General features: G+C 50.0%; 16 protein-coding genes. 12 read left to right on the forward strand and 4 right to left on the reverse strand.

The features are described from left to right. The first annotated feature begins 271 nt into the window (after positions 1–271). The 5 genes from M0220_RS17185 to M0220_RS17205 all read left to right on the forward strand — a co-directional run bounded on the left by M0220_RS17185 (position 272) and on the right by M0220_RS17205 (position 4,835). Positions 272–1,525, forward strand: a complete 1,254-nt coding sequence (locus M0220_RS17185; RefSeq protein WP_030069462.1) for a DEAD/DEAH box helicase — start codon at positions 272–274, stop codon at positions 1,523–1,525. Positions 1,526–1,602: 77 nt separating this feature from the next. Continuing rightward, a complete protein-coding gene (locus M0220_RS17190; RefSeq protein ID WP_264018325.1) occupies positions 1,603–2,106 on the forward strand; it encodes a hypothetical protein in 504 nt (167 codons plus the stop codon). Positions 2,107–2,114: 8 nt separating this feature from the next. Next, positions 2,115–3,314, forward strand: a complete 1,200-nt coding sequence (locus tag M0220_RS17195) for an MFS transporter (protein ID WP_264018326.1) — start codon at positions 2,115–2,117, stop codon at positions 3,312–3,314. Positions 3,315–3,417: 103 nt separating this feature from the next. Beyond that, positions 3,418–4,488 (forward strand): asparaginase, encoded by a 1,071-nt coding sequence (locus tag M0220_RS17200; protein ID WP_264018327.1) that lies wholly within the window; start codon positions 3,418–3,420, stop codon positions 4,486–4,488. Between the two features lie 107 nt (positions 4,489–4,595). Then, positions 4,596–4,835, forward strand: a complete 240-nt coding sequence (locus M0220_RS17205; RefSeq protein ID WP_030069455.1) for a DUF2789 domain-containing protein — start codon at positions 4,596–4,598, stop codon at positions 4,833–4,835. A gap of 61 nt (positions 4,836–4,896) precedes the next feature. On the opposite strand, the gene M0220_RS17210 is transcribed toward M0220_RS17205, so the two are convergent. Together M0220_RS17210 and M0220_RS17215 are read right to left on the reverse strand one after the other, a co-directional pair. Further along, positions 4,897–5,559: a TVP38/TMEM64 family protein gene (locus M0220_RS17210; RefSeq protein WP_030069453.1), complete on the reverse strand. Its 663-nt coding sequence runs from the start codon at positions 5,557–5,559 to the stop codon at positions 4,897–4,899. Continuing rightward, positions 5,552–5,968: an SRPBCC family protein gene (locus M0220_RS17215; RefSeq protein WP_030069452.1), complete on the reverse strand. Its 417-nt coding sequence runs from the start codon at positions 5,966–5,968 to the stop codon at positions 5,552–5,554. Before M0220_RS17215 ends, M0220_RS17210 begins: the two co-directional genes overlap by 8 nt. Before the next feature lie 206 nt (positions 5,969–6,174). Here M0220_RS17215 and queC point away from each other — a divergent pair, with 206 nt between their 5' ends. From queC to M0220_RS17235, 4 genes are read left to right on the forward strand one after another with little or no spacing between them, the layout of a single operon-like run. After that, positions 6,175–6,885, forward strand: a complete 711-nt coding sequence (queC, locus tag M0220_RS17220; protein WP_264018328.1) for a 7-cyano-7-deazaguanine synthase QueC — start codon at positions 6,175–6,177, stop codon at positions 6,883–6,885. Continuing rightward, entirely contained in the window at positions 6,885–7,529 is a 645-nt protein-coding gene (queE, locus tag M0220_RS17225) for a 7-carboxy-7-deazaguanine synthase (protein ID WP_030069448.1), read from the forward strand. The genes queC and queE overlap by 1 nt, the downstream gene beginning before the upstream one ends. Further along, on the forward strand, positions 7,529–8,362 hold the full coding sequence (locus M0220_RS17230) for a 6-carboxytetrahydropterin synthase (protein ID WP_264018329.1): 834 nt from the start codon (positions 7,529–7,531) through the stop codon (positions 8,360–8,362). Before queE ends, M0220_RS17230 begins: the two co-directional genes overlap by 1 nt. Further along, the gene (locus M0220_RS17235) at positions 8,359–8,640 is read left to right on the forward strand and encodes a YkgJ family cysteine cluster protein (RefSeq protein WP_051690099.1); all 282 of its coding nucleotides are present in this window, start codon (positions 8,359–8,361) and stop codon (positions 8,638–8,640) included. Before M0220_RS17230 ends, M0220_RS17235 begins: the two co-directional genes overlap by 4 nt. Positions 8,641–8,648: 8 nt before the next feature. On the opposite strand, the gene M0220_RS17240 is transcribed toward M0220_RS17235, so the two are convergent. After that, a complete protein-coding gene (locus M0220_RS17240) occupies positions 8,649–12,554 on the reverse strand; it encodes an AAA family ATPase (RefSeq protein ID WP_030069443.1) in 3,906 nt (1,301 codons plus the stop codon). 30 nt (positions 12,555–12,584) lie between these two features. Next, a complete protein-coding gene (gene miaE / locus M0220_RS17245) occupies positions 12,585–13,241 on the reverse strand; it encodes a tRNA-(ms[2]io[6]A)-hydroxylase (protein ID WP_030069441.1) in 657 nt (218 codons plus the stop codon). Between the two features lie 521 nt (positions 13,242–13,762). Between miaE and acnB the strand changes: the two genes are divergently transcribed. From acnB to M0220_RS17260, 3 genes are all read left to right on the forward strand, one after another. Then, positions 13,763–16,366 (forward strand): bifunctional aconitate hydratase 2/2-methylisocitrate dehydratase, encoded by a 2,604-nt coding sequence (gene acnB, locus M0220_RS17250; protein ID WP_030069439.1) that lies wholly within the window; start codon positions 13,763–13,765, stop codon positions 16,364–16,366. 190 nt (positions 16,367–16,556) lie between these two features. After that, a complete protein-coding gene (rraA, locus tag M0220_RS17255; protein ID WP_264018330.1) occupies positions 16,557–17,051 on the forward strand; it encodes a ribonuclease E activity regulator RraA in 495 nt (164 codons plus the stop codon). A gap of 68 nt (positions 17,052–17,119) precedes the next feature. Continuing rightward, on the forward strand, positions 17,120–19,006 hold the full coding sequence (locus tag M0220_RS17260; RefSeq protein WP_030069435.1) for a glycerophosphodiester phosphodiesterase family protein: 1,887 nt from the start codon (positions 17,120–17,122) through the stop codon (positions 19,004–19,006). Positions 19,007–19,023 lie beyond the last annotated feature (17 nt).

Consider the following 19,023-nt stretch of genomic DNA (forward strand, 5'->3'; position numbering starts at 1 on the left):
TTCAACAAGGTGCTTTACCTCTATGTTAAACGCTGAAATGAATGATCCGTGATATACTAAAGGAGTTATCTTTCAGCATTACCACGTCACCCCCGATTCAAGCCAATGTCTATTTCACCGTCTTGATCGGCAAAAAAATGACCATCGCGGCATCGCACTTTATCTGGCAAACTTCGCTGCCGCGAAGGTGTACCATCCTCGCTTTTTGAACATTACGCTCAGTAACGACGGCGCCAAGCGACGTCACTTACTAAGCGATTGCGGAGAACGCATGAGCTTTTCTGAACTTGGTCTGCACGACGATTTACTCCGCGCGGTTACCGCGCAGGGCTATACACAGCCTACCCCTATTCAACAAAAAGCCATTCCCGTCGTGCTTGAAGGACGTGACATGCTTGCCAGTGCGCAAACGGGCACAGGCAAAACCGCTGGTTTTACGTTACCTATGTTACAGCGGTTAGCGAATGGCAAACGACCCGGTAAACGCCAAGTACGCGCGTTAGTACTTACCCCTACGCGTGAGCTTGCTGCCCAAGTAGGCGAAAGCGTGACTGCTTACGGCAAGCATCTCTCTTTGCGCTCGCATATTATTTTCGGCGGCGTTGGCCAACAACCACAAGTTGATGCACTTAAAGCGGGACTTGATGTATTGGTAGCCACCCCAGGCCGGCTGCTCGACTTACAACAACAAGGCCACGTCGATCTCTCAGCCGTGGAGATCCTGGTACTCGATGAAGCTGATCGCATGCTTGATATGGGGTTCATTCATGATATCAAGCGACTATTACGCTTAGTGCCTAAACAGCGTCAAAACCTACTGTTTTCGGCAACATTTTCTAACGAAATACAGTTATTGGCGCAACAGCTGCTCAACAATCCAGCGTTAATAGAAGTCGCACCTCGCAATACGACCGCTGAAAAGATTGAGCAAACTATTTACCGGGTAGATCGCGATAAAAAGCGCGAGCTGTTGGCGCATTTGATTCAGCAGCATGGTTGGTTTCAAGTACTCGTTTTTACGCGTACCAAACATGGCGCAAATCGCTTAGCAGAACAGCTTTCTAAGCAAGACATACCCGCTATGGCCATCCACGGCAATAAAAGCCAAGGTGCTAGAACACGGGCGTTGGGGGCGTTCAAAAGCGGTGATTTACAAGTACTCGTCGCCACCGATATTGCCGCTCGTGGGTTAGATATCAACGAACTTCCCCATGTCGTTAATTTCGACTTACCCAATGTGGCAGAAGACTATGTGCACCGTATTGGACGTACCGGCCGAGCGGGCAGCGATGGAGAAGCAGTTTCACTCGTATGTGTCGACGAACACGGCTTGCTGAGTGGGATTGAGCGGCTTATTAAGCAAAATCTGCCTAAACGTATCGAACCTGGTTTTGAACCTGATCCCAACGCCAAGCCTGAACCAATTGAAAATGGCCGACGTGGCCAAAAACAGCCCCGTGCCAAGCGTAAACCGGAAGGGCAAGCGGCGAACAAAGGCGGTGAACGTCGCCGCGCCCGTCGCTAGCCCTTAGCTTAGGAATATGCGAAGGTTACCGTTCTGCGTATTCCGGCGGTACTGCTTAATTTATTCATGGAGTGATTATGGCGTCGTCTCAACTTATTAACGATTACCGCCAGTGGCTTACCTTTCAACGTCAGGAGCAGCTAAGCCGCGAGCACCAAGGTATTTCTCAGCGGCTGGAAGACGCCCGTGCATCAGCAGGCCAAGTGCTGCAGGCGTATCGTAGCATGGCAGAAAAAGCCTCTACGCAGGGCGCCTGTTATCGCACGCTTTTCTTACGTGAACGCAATAATAACGAATCACTGCCTTGTGAAGGATGGTTGTTTGTTCGTCGCGTCCTTAGCGAAGAGAGCAGTACGCGAGTGCGAGTAACACTACTCGAAACATTTACGCTAGAAGACGGCATTATTGCCCTTGGGGACAAACCCGCGCGTAAATTAACCCTCGAAATCTACGACAAGTTGAATATGGATAAGGGTATGCGTACCGAGGTGCGCGTAGACTGCTTAGATACACAGCAAGATTATCATTTCATTACTCTGCTTGATGCCGTTCGCGGCGATTTACGCCCACATCTCAAGTAATAGTAAATATGGTATCTCGTCGCGCATGCACCTTTATTATTTTGATGTTCGTGGTGGGGCTTAATTTACGCCCCGCCATGTCATCAGTGGCACCTTTGCTTGCCCGACTGCAAGAAACCGCTGGCTTAAGCCCTGCGTCAGCGGGCATTTTAACCACCTTGCCCGTGCTTTTTTTAGGCTTATCAGCACCTCTTGCTCCCCTACTGGCTAAGCGTATCGGCAGCGAACGAACCCTAAGCGCTGCACTGCTTCTGTTAGCTTGCGGGTTAATTTTAAGAGGCCTACCAATGTCAGGGGCTCTTTTTATTGGTTCTGCAATGGCTGGCAGCGCAATTGGTATTGGCGGCACCCTCCTTCCTGCACTAGTGAAACGAGAGCTACCTGACAGTGCCGATCTCTTAACGGGTTTATACACCATGGCACTATGTTTTGGAGGTGCATTAGGTGCTGGCCTTAGTGTTCCACTGATGCAATGGCTAGGCAGCTGGCAGCTGAGTCTCATGAGTTGGTCACTGTTGGCACTTATTGCCTTAGTCCTATGGCTTATCAACATTCCAACAACTCAGTGCACGCAGCCTAGTCCAGCAACCTCTTCTTCGCTTACACAGCTACTACGTAAATCACTTACGTGGCACGTTATGCTGTTCATGGGCATTCAGTCTTCGATGGCTTACATTGTCTTTGGGTGGCTACCAACCTTATTAGTCTATAGAGGTTATGACGAGGCAGCGGCTGGCTGGACGATGGCCATCTCCATCATGTGCCAGCTTGGTTCAGCACTGAGTGCTCCCTGGCTTGCCCGCTTAACCCACGATCAACGCCCCGCCTTACTGCTCGTACTACTGAGTACGGCACTTGGGCTTTGGATGTTGCTTATTGCACCGCTGGCGTGGAAATGGCCAGGAGCTGTGCTACTTGGCATTGGCCAGGGTGGCAGCTTTAGCCTAGCACTTAGCCTACTGGTGTTACGAACGGCTAACTCGCGTCTCGCAGGACAGCTTTCCGGACTAGTGCAAGGCGGGGGCTATACGCTGGCAGCGCTAGGGCCATTTGGGGTGGGGCTAATGCTGCAAGCTGGAGCAGAGATACCCCATATCGCATGGCTGCTCATCGTACTGATTGCCCTTTGCTGTGGCTTCGCCTTATTAGCTGGGCGTAACCGTCAACTTGACGATCACAATGGCGAACTAGTCGTGCACCGCGGCTAATAGCTTCCTTCGGAATCAGCTATTTACACGCTTTTTTATACACCTTATTAGTTATAAATATTTCGATACTACGACTTGTGTTCGCCCACTTCAGGAAACGGCTATGAGTATCAATTCCGCCCTAATGAAAGCCACTCCCACTCAAGAACGTGTGTTGGTGATTTATACTGGTGGCACAATTGGCATGCAGCCCAATACAACAGGGCTAATCCCGGGGGGAAACTTTCAAGCTCGCATGGCAGACGCATTAAGTCGGCTGCCTTTAGTACATCAGCATGCCCTGCCCGCCTATGACGTCCTTAGCTACCCATCATTAATCGACTCAAGTGCAGCGACGCCGTTGACTTGGCAACAGATTGCCAAAGATATTGCTGCTCGCCTTGCCACCTATCGTGGATTTGTGGTTATCCATGGAACCGATACCCTAAGCTGGTCCGCTTCGAGTCTTGCCTATCAGCTGCAAGGGATTGATCGCCCAGTTGTGTTGACAGGCTCTATGTATCCTCTTGAGACAGCGAATAGCGATGCGCTCGACAACCTTCACGGCGCGTTAAGGTTTGCTGCTAACGCTGAACTAAAGGAGGTGGCGATTTATTTTTCAAACGTCCTTCTGAGAGGCACACGAGCCATCAAACAGCATACGGAAGCCTTTGATGCATTTTTTTCCCCTAGCTATCCCTGTATTGGTGAACGCGTGGGCGACGACTTCATTTATTACCCCAGTAGAGGCTTAGGATTTCAACAGCGTGGCGCACCCCGTTTCGAGCTTGCCGACTATCAAGCGGTTTCCAACGGGGACGTTATCCGGCTAACCTTATGGCCAGGTATCGCTGTTTGGCAATTAGAGACCCTGCTTAACGATTCACGCGTCAAGGGCGCTCTACTGCAGCTTTGGGGAGCAGGTAATATACCCAACGATCCTGCAATTATTGATGTTATTGCTAATGCCAGTGGCGAAGGTAAACTGCTGGCTGCAATTAGCCAATGTCCCCAAGGCAGCATTCATATGGGCGAGTACGCAGCGGGCCATGGCCTAGCAGAAGCAGGCCTGCTGTCAGGCGGCAACATGACGCCGGAGGCGGCTTTCACCAAGCTTACCCACCTATTGGCTCAACCCTTATCGCTAGATGATCGCCGGCAACGCTTTTTAACCTCACTTGTTGGCGAGCGATAAAACACACGACAACCTTTATAACCGTGTAACACATACTCGGCACTGGCGTACTCGCTCATACACGCTATGTTTAAACATACGTTCATAACCAAAAAGGAAGGCAACGTATGGAACAACCCGTACACCATTTTAGCGAGCTATTTGAACAACTCGGACTACGCTCGGATGCGGAGTCCATTGAACACTTTATTCAACGCCACTCTCCCCTACCCAAAGAAATGCCGCTAGCTGAGGCTCCCTGCTGGAACGAAGGCCAAGCGGAATTTCTTCGCGAAGCCGTGGAAGAAGACGCCGACTGGGCTGAAGTTGTCGACCACCTTGATGCATCAATGCATAAAGGCAACTAACCACATCACTATCAGACTTAACAGACTATCAGACTTAACAGTTGACTAAGCACGTTTGCTATCACTGACGCGCCGCTTCTACGCGGCGCCTATACCAGCCTCCCACAAAAAGGAGCAGCGTCAACACAACAAGTGGTAAAATCACCTCGATTTGCAACGCATCTTTTTCTTCGACAGCTTCAAGCGCACCGTAAATAGCACTACTGTAAACCGTCCATTTTATCGAAAGCCCGATAGCTGCCGCCATTAAGTAGCGCTTTAAAGGGATACGCCCTAATCCTGCTGCGAAATTAATCACTGAGTGCGGGAAACCCGGCAAAATTCGCAGCGCGCACTGCGTTAACAAATCACTTCTCTCTTTCAGTGTTTCCATCACTTTAAACGTCAACCCTTTTGGCTGCCAACGCCACCCAGCATTTGCGGCTAAAAGATAGGCACCCCACGCACCAGCAACACTACTCAACGTTAACATTAGCGTAGCTACTATAGGGGGATAAAAAGGTGCTATCAGCCATAATCCGATACTGCCCGGCAAGCCAATTGCCAATGTGATAGCCATTGTGCCCATTATAGCAATCACAACCAGAGGATGATGCGACATCGTCGCCGCCCAACGTTTTACAGCCATCAAGTCCGGCGAATACCATAACCAAACATAGGCAAACATTGCCGCGATAGAAAAACCGGCAGCCCAACGCCAAGAGTGCTTAAAAAAGTTATTCATTTAGCCGCGCTTCAACCCTCTCAAGGATTTGCCTGCTTACTTTACCTACTAATGGCTTTGCAGCGCGGTTTACCGCTTTTTCCATTAATCGGTTACGAATGTCATAACTCAGAGTGAGCGATACTTCTGTACCTTCTGGCACTTCACGCAACTGATAACGACCCTGATTTTTTACTCCTTCTAATGATTCCCACGCCAACACATAGGGGGGGGTTATTTCTGTTACCGCTACATCAAAAGACCAATCTACTCCAACCGCACGAACGTGCCAGCGGTAACGGTTATTGCCTAAGGTATCAATTGATTTGATGAGATCAGAATAATCAGCAAAATCTTCTACTCGACGCAGTAAGTCAAACACCCTTTCAGGTGGGGCTTTGATAATTTCACTATGTTGTATGGTGGCCATGAATTCATCCCTTACGACTAGAAGAGTCAGCTTAGCATGTTGACCCATGCACATACCGAACAGAAAATAGTACCAATTACCGTTACTGCTAGCCAGGTAACGCTGCATTGCGTAAACTGCCGCCCTTGCCGGACCGGACCCCGGAAACTTCGCTTAGCACGATGCTAAAAGCACTCAATAAATTCTCCGACCAATGAGTTTCTATTATGTTGTCACCCTCGACCTCTGGCGCAAACGCGCTATCTACCGTTGTGATTTATTCCGGCGGCATGGACTCTTACACCGTTCTTCACCGCGCAATCAAAGAAGGGCTAGAGGTTCATGCTCTGTCATTTGATTACGGCCAACGCCATTCAAAAGAGTTGAACGTAGCAAAAGCAGTGTGTAAGCAGCACAATATTCCCCATCAGATCGTTGATATACGCGCTATTCAGGGCTTAATTGATAACTCAGCGCTGACCAACCCAGACGTATCAATGCCCGAAGGCAACTATGCTGCTGACAACCTACACACCACCGTTGTCCCTAACCGCAACATGATTTTGCTTTCGTTAGCCATTGCTAAAGCGGTTAATATCGGTGCGGCGCGTGTCGATTATGGTGCCCATGGCGGTGACCATATTCTCTACCCTGACTGCCGCCCTGAATTTGTTCATGCAATGAATCACGTCGCTGGCATCGCTAATTTTGACCCCATTAGCTTACATGCCCCTTATTTAGAATTGAGCAAAGCCGATATCTTGCGGGATGGCTTAGCAATGGGCCTAGATTACCGAGATACTTGGACCTGCTATGAAGGGCGTGATCTTGCCTGCGGTAAATGCGGCAGCTGCCATGAGCGTCTCGCAGCGTTTGCAGCCAATAATGTCGCAGACCCTCTGGCGTATGAAATCACTTCTGCACAGGCTAACCACTGATGTATCACGTTAAAGAAGCGTTTTACACCTTACAAGGTGAAGGCGCACAGGCAGGCCGTGCCAGTGTATTTTGTCGTTTTAGCGGCTGCAATCTTTGGTCTGGACGTGAAATTGATCGTGCTAGCGCAAAGTGCTCTTTTTGCGACACCGATTTTATCGGCACGGATGGCGTTAACGGAGGCCGTTTCAGTACACCCAGTGCGCTCGCTCAGCATATAAAGGATCTCTGGCCAGCCGAGGCAAAGCATGCAACGCCCTATGTTGTTTTTACCGGTGGGGAACCACTACTGCAACTTGATTCTTTATTGATCGCAACACTACATAGCATTGGGTTCGAAGTAGCCGTTGAAACCAATGGTACGGTATTACCACCGCCAGGAATTGACTGGTTATGCGTTAGCCCTAAGGGCAAAAACCCACTGGTGGTCACTCGTGGCGATGAACTAAAATTGGTTTTCCCACAGACTACGGCGCCGCCAACTCAGTTTGCCAACTTGGACTTCAACCACTTTTTTTTGCAGCCAATGGATCACGGCATTCCAGAGAAAAATCTCGAGACGGTGCAGGCCACTACTGCTTATTGCATGGCTAACCCCCAGTGGCGTTTATCGCTTCAAACGCACAAAATTGCAGGGTTTGAGTAATGGCATTATTTGTAAATCATCTTAGCCATATTGATGTGTCATTATGGTGCCCAGCGAAAGGGTTAATAGGCTGTAGTTGGCAAGTGGATGCCCAGTTAGACGGGGAGTTAGGCGAAGACGGCATGCTTTTTGATTTCGGAGAAGTAAAGCCGTGGATTAAGCGCACGCTGGATAATGGCCTAGACCATACGCTGCTCGTACCTATCAACGCGCCCGGCGTGGAGGTTACTGACTGTGATGAAGGTATCTGTATACGCACAGCATCTCCCTACGAAATGGAAGTTCGCGGCCCCGCCCAGGCGTTTAGCTTGCTCCCTTGGGACAACATCACCCTTGAGCGCGTTACACGCTACTTAAGCGCACAGCTAACCGAGCAACGACCCAAAAACGTACATAACGTCACGTTAGTACTTAAAGACGAGTGTATTGACGGCGCGGCTTATAGTTATACGCACGGCTTGAAGCGGCATCTTGGTAACTGCCAGCGTATTGCCCATGGTCACCGCTCGCGCTTGTATATTTGGCAACAACAGGCACGGCAACCAGCACTTGAAAACCACTGGGCAGCCTGGCTTGATAATCGCTACCTGCTTGAAAAAGCCGATATTGAAAGCCAGATTGACGGGAAGCTAACGTGTCGATACCGCTCAGCACAAGGTACGTTTTCCATCACCCTGCCTCAAGATCGCTGCTGCATACTACCTAAGCCAACAACCGTCGAAAATATTGCTTTATGGCTTGCCAATAATATTGCACAGCACAGCGGCCATAAAACATTGGTTCAGGCATTTGAAGGAATTGATAAAGGAGCTACCGCTGAAGCTTTGCCATGAGTAATCACGTATTTGCCACAGACACCGCCGCCTGCCGAGCAGGCTGCGGTGCTTGCTGTATTGCACCGTCTATCACTTCTTATATACCCGGTATGCCTGATGGCAAACCAGCGGGGGTTCGGTGCGTGCAGTTAAGCGATGACTATTTATGCAAGTTATTTGAAGATCCTAGCCGTCCAGCTGTGTGTGAGCAGTTTAACTATGATACCGATGTATGCGGCGAGCACCGAGAAGAAGCACTCACCACACTTAACTGGCTAGAATCAACAACGCGTTAATAGCTAATTCAGATTTCGTTTTCCACACTTACCGCGTGAGGCAAACGCCTATCAAGCAGACTAACCCAACGGACCAGTACTGGTGCATCGCTGTGACTCACTTCGCTCAATAAACGCCTAAATGCTTCTTTTGCCTGAAGGTCGCTTGGTGCAATGCGCGTTAACCAAAGTTCAAGTGCCGCCAGCTCCTGATGCCGATTTCCATGCTCCCTGGCCTGATTAATAGCCATTTCAGTTAGCGCTTTCACTTCATTGGCGGGGTGCCCAAGCAAATCACGCACTTTGGCAAGCTGCGTTGCTAACTCAGGTAGAAAAAGCGTTGTGCGCTCTTTAGCAATAACAAGACATTGATCCAGGTAATCCTCTGCTGCCTTAAGCTCACCCAACTCAATGCACGCATCGGAATACCATAAAACTGGGCGTTGATAGCGATCCCGTCCGTTCAGCTCTGCCATTTGATCAAGGCTATGTCGCAGCTGGACTAAGCCCGTCTGATCACCCGCAAGTGCTCTCTGCCAGCCAAGAATGCCTTGGGCTGAAATCTGCCAAAGCTGCAAGTCGGGCGTGCCCGTCATTGCCGCCGCACGCTCCGCGTGTCTTGCCGCTAAGTGCACATGGCCTAGTTGGCGATATAAAGCAGCCGCAAACATTAATGCCATAGCAAGCGTGCCAGGATGACCAATTTTCTCTGCTAATCGAATGGCAGAAGAGACATGTCGCTCTGCACGCTGATAATCACCACGCAGACAGAGCGCCCAACCTTGAAAACAAGCAGCGGTTACTTGTGGGTGATCAGAGAATGGCAGCCATTCAATCATCATTGGGGCGTTGAGCGGATCAATTTCATCCAAATGGTCATGTGCTTGTTGTATGCTGCCAGCCCAGTATTCGCAATGCGCTCTCGCATAGTCAGCTAATCTCTGATAACGCGGGTCCTCTAAGCGCCCTGCAATATCTGCCAGGGTCGATGCTAATGCAAAGGCATCAGCGTGCGCATAGCGTTGGCTACGCCCAACCCATAGCCCCCACTTGACCAAGAAGATTTGCTCAAGATCTTCTGGGTCTTCCGTGCTTTCACTGCTTGATTGCCGCAGCAGCTCTCGTGCTCGCACAAAGCTTTCATGAGCAGTAGGCGAACCATGCCCCTCCAGGGCAAACGCCGCCTGACCGCGCACAGTGAGCAGACTCACTTCACGTTCAACTTCATGCTCAACGTGTCTCAGACTGGCTAAGCCAAAATCTGCCATGCGCAAAGCAGTGCGATTAGCACTCACTTTTAAGGCTTCCCGTGCAGACAGCTCAAAGTAACGGGCACCTCTAGCATAGTGGCCGCTACGGCGGAGGTGGGTTGCAAAATCACCAGGATGACGACTAATCCACATAGGAAAGCGCTCTTCGATCAGTGTAACTACCTGCTGATGAAGCTTAACGCGTACATCTCTTGGGCACGAAAGATAAGCAGCTTCTTGCAGCAGCTGGTGGCTAAACTGATGCTCTGGCTCCCCCCCCTCTTTATCTACTGGCTCGATAATTTCCAGCTGTCGCATATGCTCAATAGCTTGAGCCAAACGCGGTTTTTCCCAACCGCTACACTCTTGCAGAAAATCAAGGCGGAACCGCTTACCTAGCACTGCTGCAACATGGGCAATTTCCCGATCGCCTTCAAGCTGGTCAATACGGCTGGCAAGCAGCCCTAATAACCCTTTTGGTAGCTCATCAAACTGCACGCTACGGCCTTCACGACGATCCATATCCAGACGCCGACAAATCTCTTGCATATAGAGCGGCACACCGTCGCAACGCTCAATAATTTGATTACGCAGCCGCGGGCTTAAATGAATGCGGTAACGACGGGATAACTGCGAAAGCAAGCGTGAGGATTGGAGGGCATCCAACCTTCCCAGGGTGACTTGCTGATCCCAATGCAGCTTGACCGGAAGTGACTCTCGACCATGGTGGCTAGCCACTAACATAAAAGCCGTATTAATAGGTAGACGTGCCTGTAAACCAGCAAGCACCTTAAAAGAGGGCTCATCAAGCCACTGCAGGTCGTCAATCATCAATACTAATGTACGTGAACTGGCTTGATAATCTATTAAGCGATGTAAAAGCTTTACTACCAACTCTATTGCTTCACCGTTTTGGATCAGCTGTGCAACTTCCTGAACATCACGAACACCCAGAGCCTCTTCAAGAAGCTGCTGACGCTCATCATCTAAAGGCTCCAATGACAGCGTTTCCTGTAACTGCCGTATAGCCGCACAGGTTGGTGACGCTTCTAAGTACCAAGTAAGTAAAGTGCGAGCAACGCCATAGGGTTCTAATACTGATAACCGCGTTGTTGGCTGCCAACAAATCGCAGCATCGCGGCTAAGCTCTAACTGGCGAAAACCCACCATGAGAGCGGATTTACCCATCCCAGAGGCACCGCGTACTAAAACGCTTTGACGCAGCCCTATACCCGCTCTCGCCAGCGCGTCTCTAAGTGTACGTAGAGATGTTTCTCGCCCCACTAAACTAGGTGGCAGCGCATCCCTACCACCTTCATTGACACCCAACACAAGCGCTCTCAAACGAACACGGCCATCGCTGGCCACCAAGCGAGACACTAGCCGCGGCTGTAAATCCAGCGCAGGCGGCATGTGTTGGCTCGCTTCTTGAGAGATTACCAATTCGCTACCTTCTGCCGCACTCATTAGCTCCAGCGCCACTTGAGTAACCTGGCCCAACGGATCCGCTAACTGTCGCTCTGGAAGGTAAACCACCCTTCCGCTATTAAGACCTGCGGCAAGCTCGAATTTTGGAGGTTCTCCTTCACCACTCCAGTGACGCTGCGACTCTTGAGGTAACGCTTGGCGACAGTGCTCATACAGAGCGACAAGCTCTGCTAGCTGATGTGCTGGTCCATGAGTACCGAAACAGGCCAAACCAAGCCCACCTGTTGCACCAGGCAACCAAAAACCACCTAAGTGATGACATTGCTGTTCTAACCAACGCAGCAACTCTAGTTGGAGCGCCAAGCAATTACGAGTAGCAGCACGATCTTGCCAATCGCCTTGCAATTTAAGCCGAATGGCCATTACCGACAGCTGGCGTAGCTCAATTTCATCTTCGCGAAGCGGTTTACTATCTGCTGCTAACACGCGAGAAAAAGCGCCTTGCGGGCTCATTACGCGCGGATCGTGGTGACCGTCTGACCAATAATTAGCAAGCTGTAGAAAGCTCGGTTCGGGCTGCTGACCAGAAAGCGCTAATAATTGTAAATAGCTGTTGTACTGCTCATGAGCCGCTGCCATCTGGTTTTGCTCAGCCAACTGGCGCACCCGTCGCTCATGAAAGGGTCCATAGCCTGAAAAACGACTAACTAATCCTTCCAATAAATTGTCAGGCACATCGGTGTGGGCATCTAGTACCTGCTCAGCAAAACGAATAACCCGTTGACGCCATTCATTTCTTACCTGAACTAACCAACGCTGGAATTCGCTGCAGTTGGCGAGTTGAAGCTCTTCTATTAAATCGCCCTGGTAACACGCCATCACCTCTTCGAGGTTGGCTAAATCCCGCGGCCCTTCCAATAATTGTTGCAATTCATGCAAGTCAACCCGCCATTGAGCAGGCAATTGAAATGCGATGGTTTGGCGAGAGACGTTCAATACTTGATCAGCATTATCCCCCATCGATTGCCGCAGACAGTGAAGTGCATGACGCAGATTCGTCCTGCCCGATGACAGCCCTTGATCTGGCCATAGCAATTCCGCGAGCGATGCCCGATTGACAGGTTGCCGGTGTAACAACAAATACACGAGCAGCGCTTTTACTTTGTCATAACTGAAGTGCGTCAGCACATCTTCTCCTTGTGACAAAGAAAAATGGCCAAACAGGGTCAGTTGGTCTGTCTCACGAGCATCGCGCATGATACATATCCTACCTAGACTAGCGATGGCCTACGCTGGCACACCGCTGTGAAAACGAAAAGCCGTATCTGGCGAAGTAATCAACTCCGCTTCACGCGCCACAAAAAAAGCGACTCTGTCATCTATTGATGCCGTTGTTTGCTGTTTAGCAAGCAGCAGATAATCTTCAAAATGACGGCCTTCGGACTTCACCAATGTGCGATAAAACTTTGCAAGCTCTTCATCTAAATAAGGTATCAAGCGTGCAAAGCGTTCGCAGCTACGTGCCTCAATAAGCGCACCAATGATTAATACATCAATCAAGCGGTCCGGGTCGTTACTGCGAAGATGCTTACGTAAGCCTTCGGCATAGCGTGAAGCCGTAAGGTGCGTGTAGGCCACGCCACGCTTCTCCATTAAGCCAACGACCTGCTCAAAATGCAGTAACTCCTCTCGAGCCAGCTGCGACATCTTGCTTAATAATAACGGCTGATCAACATAACGATAGAGCAAGCTCATTGCCGTCGAAGCGGCTTTCTTTTCACACTGAGCGTGATCAACAAGAAGTATCTCAGGGTTATCCAGTGCCCATTGCAGCCATGCATCTGGCGTTGGGCAAGCAAGAAACTGATGGAGACATTCTGGCAATAAATCATCTGCTTGTAGCGAATGTCCCACGGGTTCCAGCGTATTTAATTGTATCGACATAATACCATTACCAAGCGCTTATCTCACTATTGTACAACATATAAACGCCCTTGGCGTTTGTTCCCTGCCATTACATTTGCCATAAGTAGGCCGTAACAGCACTTTTTATATAGCACATTGCTAATATAAAAATACGCTTATATTGAAGCTCCACACTTCAACTTAAGTAATTTTATTGCCGTAGTGATAATAATACGACGAAATGAGCAAACAATAGGGTAACGCGGCATCACAATAATCACACGCGCCCTCCCCTTAAATGACGGCAGTTCGGTAAAAAACTTCCACCCGCAGGATTAATTAAGAAAAAAACGCGTTGTTCAGAAACCTTCTGCCAGCTCCTCAACATAAAGTACAAGGCCCCCCAAGAGCTTGTCGTCTTAACATTGTCGACAGTTTCCCGTAGAATCCATTTCATCCACCAGACGCTGTTTGTCAAGCGTATGTCACGTGTCCGGGCACATACTCAATACCGTGTGGGTATGCGCTCGTCACCACTAAGAAGATGAGAGGGCCCCAACGTGCTTGAAGCTTACCGCCAACATGTCGAGGAACGCGCTGCTGAGGGCGTACCGCCCAAGCCCCTGAACGCCGAACAAGTTGCTGCCTTAATTGAGCTACTTAAGAATCCGCCGGCAGGTGAAGAAGAGTTTGTCCTTGATCTAATCACTAACCGAGTCCCCCCAGGCGTTGATGAGGCAGCTTATGTAAAAGCAGGTTTCTTAACTGCGATTGCTAAAGGTGAAGCCACCTCTCCGTTAATCGACAAAATCCATGCCGTCAAACTCCTCGGCACCATGCAAGGCGGTTATAACATCGTCTCCATGGTCGAGCTATTAGACAACGAAGAACTTGCTCGTGAAGCTGGTGAACAGCTCAAGCACACTCTCCTAATGTTTGATGCGTTCCATGACGTTGAAGAGCGCGCCAAGAAAGGCAATACCGTTGCTAAGGACGTTATTCAGTCATGGGCTGAAGCAGAGTGGTTCCTCTCCAAGCCTGCACTGGAAGAGAAGATTACATTAACGGTCTTCAAGGTGCCTGGTGAAACCAACACCGATGATCTATCTCCAGCGCCTGACGCATGGTCGCGTCCAGACATCCCGCTACATGCCAACGCTATGCTCAAAAACGAGCGCGAAGGTATTGAGCCTGAAGTTCAAGGAACAACCGGCCCGCTGAAACAAATTGAAGGCGTCAAAGCAAAAGGCTTCCCTGTTGCCTATGTTGGCGATGTTGTAGGTACCGGTTCTTCACGTAAGTCTGCCACCAACTCTGTACTCTGGTTCTTTGGCGACGACATCCCTTACGTACCTAACAAGCGCGCTGGTGGCTTCTGTTTTGGCGGTAAAATCGCGCCCATCTTCTTCAATACGATGGAAGACTCTGGTGCATTGCCGGTTGAAATGGATGTTTCTAACCTGGAAATGGGCGATGTTATCGATGTCTATCCTTACGAAGGTAAAGTGTGCAAGCACGGTACCGACGAAGTACTGACAACATTTGAACTCAAGACCCAGTTAATTCTTGATGAAGTGCGCGCAGGTGGCCGCATTCCGTTAATTATTGGTCGCGGCTTAACGGGTAAGGCCCGTGAATCACTAGGCCTTGAGCCTTCTGATGTTTTCCGCCTACCGGACCAGCCGGTTGATACGGGCAAAGGTTTCACCCTAGCTCAAAAAATGGTCGGTAAGGCTTGCGGTCTGGACGGCGTGCGCCCCGGCATGTACTGCGAACCTAAGATGACCACCGTTGGCTCTCAGGACACGACTGGGCCGATGACTCGTGATGAGTTAAAAGACTTAGCGTGCCTAGGCTTCCAAGCCGACTTGGTCATGCAATCATTCTGTCACACAGCAGCCTATCCAAAGCCTGTCGATGTGGATACGCATCACACATTGCCTGACTTCATCATGAACCGTGGCGGCGTCTCTCTTCGCCCTGGTGACGGCATCATCCACAGCTGGCTGAACCGCATGCTGCTGCCCGACACGGTGGGAACCGGTGGTGACTCTCACACTCGCTTCCCGCTGGGCATTTCGTTCCCAGCAGGTTCTGGTCTAGTGGCATTTGCTGCCGCGACTGGCGTCATGCCGTTGGACATGCCGGAATCTGTGCTGGTTCGCTTTAAAGGTGAGCGCCAACCGGGTGTTACACTGCGCGACCTAGTTCACGCGATTCCACTCTATGCCATCAAAAAGGGCCTGCTAACCGTTGAAAAATCCGGTAAGAAGAACGCTTTCTCTGGTCGCGTCTTAGAAATTGAAGGACTTGAAGACCTGACTGTTGAGCAAGCTTTCGAGCTTTCCGACGCGTCAGCAGAGCGCAGTGCAGCAGGCTGCACAATCACACTGTCTGAAGAAAGCGTCACCGAGTACCTCAAATCCAACATCACACTGCTAAAGTGGATGATGGCGAATGGGTATGGAGATGAACGCACTATCAGCCGTCGTATTGAAGGTATGGAAGCATGGCTTGCCAACCCAAGCTTAATGCGTGCTGATAACGATGCAGAGTATGCTGAAGTTATCGAAATCGATCTGAGTGAAATTAAAGAGCCAGTTCTTTGCGCACCGAACGATCCAGATGATGCCCGTCTGTTATCAGACGTGGCTGGTGAAAAGATTGATGAAGTGTTTATCGGCTCGTGCATGACCAACATCGGCCATTTCCGCGCAGCGGGTAAGTTACTTGAAAAACAGCCTGCGGGTAGCCTGAAAACGCGTCTTTGGTTAGCACCGCCGACCAAGATGGATCAGCACCAACTTACCGAAGAAGGCTATTACGGCATTTATGGCCGTGCTGGCGCCCGTATGGAAATGCCGGGATGCTCACTGTGTATGGGTAACCAGGCACGCGTTGCAGCGAAAAGCACCGTGGTGTCTACGTCTACACGTAACTTCCCGAACCGTCTGGGTGATGGTGCCAATGTTTATCTCGCCTCAGCGGAACTGGCAGCTGTTGCTGCCGTGGAAGGTCGTCTTCCAACTGTAGAAGAGTACCAGCGCTATATGAGTGAATTTGACGCTCTCGCTGGGGAAATATATCGTTACATGAACTTTCACGAAATCGAGGAGTATCAAAAAATCGCCTCGAACGTGATACCGGTTGCTCAAGAAGCGTAACGCTCTTGAAGTACCGAACCTATCGCCGATGCTCGCAACATCGCAAGAAGGTTGGTAACAATCCCTTCTTGAGCCGATGACCGAACGCCCCAGCCTATTTTAGGTTGGGGCGTTTTTTTATAGCATTTGGTTTTCTTAAACTGGTCTTCATAGATAGATTTCTTTAAACAATGCTTTCTAGGAGCGTGCAATGACCACTACACCCCCTGTCGTGACACCGGATTTATGTGATGCGTACCCTGACGTAACAGTGCTTGAACCAATGTTTGCTAACTACGGCGGCATCGACAGCTTTTACGGCCCTATTCGTACTGTTAAGTGTTTTGAAGACAACTCAATGGTTAAGCAAGCCGTTGCCGAACCAGGTGATGGAGCAGTACTGGTTGTAGATGCTGGCGGTTCACACCGTTGCGCCATGCTAGGTGATATGCTCGCCGAACAAGCTGCTAAGAACGGTTGGGCTGGTGTGGTGATGTATGGCTGCGTGCGTGACGTGGATATTCTTGTCACACTACCAATCGGCGTTCAAGCATTAGGTAACCACCCACGTAAAAGCGAAAAACGCGGCGAAGGACAACGTGATATTCCTGTCACGTTCGCTGGTGCCACGCTACACCCCGGACAATGGCTTTACGCAGATAACAACGGCATTATTATCGCTGAAAAACCACTTGAGCTTTCCTAAGGCAATTGCTTGCCAGGCGTGGCACATAGTGCCACCCTGGTAGCTCAAATTCTGACAAAATTGTGACCATGCAGCCGCTAAATCAATTGGGCTACACCCTACTTCGCACCCTACGCGACCATCTTCGTCCTCTCATTGCCTACCATCTACTCTTTACGCTATTAGCTTCTGCCCTTTTAGTGCCGATGATTGCCTGGATTTCTCAGGCATTGTTAGCACAACTCAATCGAACAGTGGTCACCAATGATGCATTACTTGCACTGCTATTTAGCCCCCTAGGCCTAGTGGCAATGCTCGTGGGTCTTGGTTTTGCATTCTTACTAATTTATTGGCAACAAACGGGCATGCTGCTAGTTGCCGTAAGACCTAAAGACAACCATTACCGACTCGCCTTTGAAGCACTTTGGTTGAGCACCCGCCGCTTGCCAGCCCTCGCAGGCCTAGTAATTCTTCAGGTGGGCTCCCACTTGCTACTCCTAGCCCCTTTTATGATGGGCTTAACGTGGCTTTATGATGTGTGGTTAAGCGGTATAGATCCTTACTATTTACAACAAACTCGTCCAGCCTCGCTTTGGTATTTTATTGCTTGCGCATTGCCTTTACTCATTATCTGGCTTGGACTAGCCGCATGGCTCTACCTGCGCTGGTTACTAGCACTCCCTTTAGTCGCACTGGACAACTGTTCACCCTTCCAAGCACTGAGGCGTAGCGTACATTTAACTCGTGGCTGGCATCGATCGATTGGTGCGGCAGTGTTAACACTACTGATCGTCATTATCAGCCTGCCGATAATCTCGACATGGTTATTTGATACTGTTGTGACGCCTCTCTTGTGGGGGCTACCCGAATATAATGCTGTGTTGGTTCCAGCGATGCTGGCTTATTTAACCAGCTATGTACTCGTTACGTTAACCATTACATTTTTAGGTATTGCCACCAATGCGCTGCTAACCGCCTGTCTTTACTTACAGTTAGCCCATCGCGAAATGCGCCCTTCCCCTCGTTCAGAAAACGCTCACCCTGGTCGCCTTGCGTGGGCGATTGAGCTGAGCGTGCTGCTTCTGGCTGGACTTCAAGCTTGGTGGATACTCAATAGCTTTGAAATACGCGATAACGTAGCGGTCATTGCCCATCGTGGAAGCTCAATGGTAGCGCCTGAGAATACCTTATCGGCAATAAGGCAAGCACTTGAAGACGGCTCTGATGCCATAGAACTGGATGTTCGCCTAAGTGCTGACAATCAAGTACTGCTCTACCATGATCGTAGCTTGGCGCGCCTGACTGGCGATCGACGAGAATTTGGTGACCTCACCCGAGCAGAATTGAGCAAATTTGATGTAGGCAGCTGGTTTGGCGACGCCTTTCAAGACGAAAGAATTGCTGGTTTAGATGATGCGTTGGCGCTAGTACGAGGACGTGCTGGCCTGATGATTGATATGAAGCCATCACCAGGCGACGAAGAAAAGCTCGCTCGCGCTGTGATAGCAACCCTTGAGGCAGAAAGCGACATTCGTTACCGCTGCTGGGCAACCCAGAATAACGTGCTCAATGCGAATGCGAACTGTGGGTTTCCAAATGTGTTCCTGGAAATGCGGATGGCAACCATGTCGCCCAATATGGTTACCTATTTAAAACAACAAGCCCCTGACTTACGCGTCACTTTACTTGCCCAACTAATACTGGCTGGCACATTGGATCGACGCCAATTTGATGCGCTTGGCCTGCGCCATAACCGCATCACAGCGCAAGAAATACGCTTGGCTGCGCTTTATAATTACGAAATACATGCCTGGACAGTTAATGACCGAACACGCATGTCTACCCTCATAGATCTTGGAGTTGATGCGATCATCACCGACTATCCAGACCGCTTAAGTGAACTAATAGAAGACCGCCGTGCATTAAGCGACGGCGGTCTCATGTTGGTAAAGCTCCGCAACTGGTTACGGCAATAGGTTACCCATCATGATGA

This window comes from Halomonas qinghailakensis (assembly GCF_025820815.1).
Taxonomy (GTDB): Bacteria; Pseudomonadota; Gammaproteobacteria; order Pseudomonadales; family Halomonadaceae; genus Vreelandella; species Vreelandella qaidamensis.

Bases quoted from the DNA above. Each gene is read 5' to 3' on its own strand.
- miaE (WP_030069441.1), bottom strand. From the start codon at position 13,241: ATGTCGATACAATTAAATACGCTGGAACCCGTGGGACATTCGCTACAA.
- M0220_RS17215 (WP_030069452.1), bottom strand. From the start codon at position 5,968: ATGGCCACCATACAACATAGTGAAATTATCAAAGCCCCACCTGAAAGG.
- M0220_RS17230 (WP_264018329.1), top strand. From the start codon at position 7,529: ATGGCATTATTTGTAAATCATCTTAGCCATATTGATGTGTCATTATGG.
- queC (WP_264018328.1), top strand. From the start codon at position 6,175: ATGTTGTCACCCTCGACCTCTGGCGCAAACGCGCTATCTACCGTTGTG.
- M0220_RS17235 (WP_051690099.1), top strand. From the start codon at position 8,359: ATGAGTAATCACGTATTTGCCACAGACACCGCCGCCTGCCGAGCAGGC.
- M0220_RS17185 (WP_030069462.1), top strand. From the start codon at position 272: ATGAGCTTTTCTGAACTTGGTCTGCACGACGATTTACTCCGCGCGGTT.
- M0220_RS17205 (WP_030069455.1), top strand. From the start codon at position 4,596: ATGGAACAACCCGTACACCATTTTAGCGAGCTATTTGAACAACTCGGA.
- rraA (WP_264018330.1), top strand. From the start codon at position 16,557: ATGACCACTACACCCCCTGTCGTGACACCGGATTTATGTGATGCGTAC.
- M0220_RS17210 (WP_030069453.1), bottom strand. From the start codon at position 5,559: ATGAATAACTTTTTTAAGCACTCTTGGCGTTGGGCTGCCGGTTTTTCT.
- M0220_RS17195 (WP_264018326.1), top strand. From the start codon at position 2,115: ATGGTATCTCGTCGCGCATGCACCTTTATTATTTTGATGTTCGTGGTG.
- M0220_RS17200 (WP_264018327.1), top strand. From the start codon at position 3,418: ATGAGTATCAATTCCGCCCTAATGAAAGCCACTCCCACTCAAGAACGT.
- M0220_RS17240 (WP_030069443.1), bottom strand. From the start codon at position 12,554: ATGCGCGATGCTCGTGAGACAGACCAACTGACCCTGTTTGGCCATTTT.
- M0220_RS17190 (WP_264018325.1), top strand. From the start codon at position 1,603: ATGGCGTCGTCTCAACTTATTAACGATTACCGCCAGTGGCTTACCTTT.
- queE (WP_030069448.1), top strand. From the start codon at position 6,885: ATGTATCACGTTAAAGAAGCGTTTTACACCTTACAAGGTGAAGGCGCA.
- M0220_RS17260 (WP_030069435.1), top strand. From the start codon at position 17,120: ATGCAGCCGCTAAATCAATTGGGCTACACCCTACTTCGCACCCTACGC.